The sequence below is a fragment of the Streptomyces sp. NPDC058877 genome (assembly GCF_042742855.1).
GTDB lineage: Bacteria > Actinomycetota > Actinomycetes > Streptomycetales > Streptomycetaceae > Streptomyces.
In genome coordinates this window covers 1-1,590 of sequence record NZ_JBHYMF010000392.1, presented here as the reverse complement: position 1 = coordinate 1,590, position 1,590 = coordinate 1, and the positions used below count along the sequence as shown (strand labels likewise).

The window sequence follows — 1,590 nt, the reverse complement described above, 5'->3', positions numbered from 1 at the left end:
CTGAGCTTGGCGTTTAACCTCGCAGGTCACTCGTCCTGCTGATCTGTGGTTCTTCCCGGGACAGCGGAGGCGGCCGTTCTCCACGCTTCGAGATGTCGAGTCACGAAGCACGAGAGAACGGCCGCTGTGTATGAGTCTCCCGGTCGACGCGCCCGCAGGCGGGGCATTGGGCGTCTTGTCCCGCTTTCGGGTTGAGTTTTATGACTGCCTGTACGCCCGTGCGGATGCGCTCTTCGAGCTCACGGACGCGGTGTTGTGCGTGGACGGTCCGGTGAAGACGCTGGTCGAGCTGTCGCTGGCGGTCGAGCACCGGCGCGGGCATGGCGCGCTTTACTCGGCGCTGGACCGAGGCTGGCTGGAGCCGGCACGGTTGCGCCGCACGCTGGCCGGCCTGCCGCTGCCGAAGGCGGCCGACGGGCGGATCGTGCTGGCCGTGGACGTGAGCAACTGGCTCCGCCCCGATGCCCCCACCAGCGACCAGCGGCTGTTCTGCCACGTCTACGGACGCGGCGACCGCCGGACGGACCAGTTCGTGCCGGGCTGGCCGTACTCCTTCGTCGCGGCCCTCGAAGCAGGCCGCACCTCCTGGGTCGCGCTGCTGGACGCCGTGCGCCTCGGGCCCGCGAACGACGCGACGCTCGTGACCGCCGCCCAACTGCGCGGCGTCGTGGAGCGGTTGACGCAGGCCGGGCACTGGCGGACGGGCGATCCCGAGATCCTGATGATGATGGACGCCGGCTACGACGTCAGCTACCTCTCTCACGCCCTGGCCGACCTGCCGGTCGTTTTGGTCGGACGCCTGCGCTCGGACCGCGTCATGCTCCGCGACGCAGACCCCGCTCGTTCCGGCCCCAAAGGCGGGCGGCCCCGTCGGCACGGCGGCGTTCTCACCTTCGCCAAGCCCGACACCTGGCACCAGCCCGACGTCACCACCCGCACGGACACCACCCGCTACGGCAAGGCCGAGGCGATGACCTGGGACCGGATGCATCCCAGACTCACCCACCGCGGCCCCTGGCTGAATCACGCCAAGGAGGAACTGCCCGTCCTGCACGGCACGTTGATCCGCCTGAAGGTCGAGCGCCTGCCGGGCGACCGCGACCCGAAACCGGTCTGGCTGTGGTGCTCGGCCACCGCAGCGACGTCGGTGGACGTGGACCGCTGGTGGCAGTCCTTCCTCCGCAGATTCGACCTGGAGCACACCTTCAGGCTGCTGAAGCAGACGCTCGGCTGGACGGCACCCAAGGTCCGCCACGCCGACAGTGCCGATCTGTGGACCTGGCTCGTCATCGCCGCCCACACCCAGCTCCGCCTCGCCCGCCCCCTCACCGAGGACCTGCGCCGTCCCTGGGAGCGACCCACCGAGCCCCGCCGTCTCACTCCCGCCCGGGTGCGGCGGGGGTTTCGCAACGTCCGCGCGACGGCGGCCCGTCCGGCGGCCGCACCGAAACCGTCCAAGCCGGGCCCGGGACGGCCTCCCGGCTCAAAGAACACACACCGAGCCAAGCACCACGACGTCGGAAAGACGGTCAAACGCGCTGAGTCGATCAAGGAACACCAAGCTCGCCGCGGATAAACGCCAAGCTGAGA

The 1,590-nt window shown here is 69.9% G+C and carries 1 protein-coding gene; it reads left to right on the top strand.

All coding sequences use genetic code 11. The annotated features are described in order from the left end of the window. Positions 1-130 precede the first annotated feature (130 nt). Positions 131-1,576, top strand: a complete 1,446-nt coding sequence (locus ACFW2Y_RS35805; RefSeq protein WP_384887917.1) for an NF041680 family putative transposase — start codon at positions 131-133, stop codon at positions 1,574-1,576. Positions 1,577-1,590: the final 14 nt, after the last annotated feature.

What these genes read in the sequence shown, in the direction of transcription:
- ACFW2Y_RS35805 (WP_384887917.1), top strand. Translation starts at nt 131, where the DNA reads ATGAGTCTCCCGGTCGACGCGCCCGCAGGCGGGGCATTGGGCGTCTTG.